Origin of the sequence: Opacimonas viscosa, assembly GCF_024199005.1 — a bacterium.
GTDB classification, from domain to species: domain Bacteria; phylum Pseudomonadota; class Gammaproteobacteria; order Enterobacterales; family Alteromonadaceae; genus Opacimonas; species Opacimonas viscosa.
This window is the reverse complement of sequence record NZ_JANATA010000261.1, coordinates 1-248: the sequence shown is the minus strand read 5'-3', so window position 1 is coordinate 248 and position 248 is coordinate 1. Positions and strand designations below refer to the sequence as shown.

The following is a 248-nucleotide window of genomic DNA, read 5'->3' as shown; positions in this document are numbered from 1 at the left end:
AAGCAGAAAATCTGCGGCGCACAGCTATCAGGAGATAAAATAGTCAGTCAAAGTGGTATCGAGTACTTATCACTGTTCGAAAGTATTGCTGCGGTAAATGAAAAGGGCAAAGTAGATACGGAACTGCTGTCATTCCATTCATCCAAGCAGTTGGCTTTTAGAAAGGAGTTAGACCTGTCAAAGCGCGAATACTTTAAAGCAGGTATAGCCGGTGAATTTTGGAGTCATCAATGGTCAACTGAGTTGCC

Annotated in this window: 1 protein-coding gene; it reads left to right on the top strand. The window is 42.7% G+C overall.

Annotated elements, in window-relative coordinates; all coding sequences use genetic code 11:
• On the top strand, positions 1 to 248 hold a 248-nt coding region (locus NLF92_RS13520), incomplete at both ends, for a hypothetical protein (protein WP_254102778.1).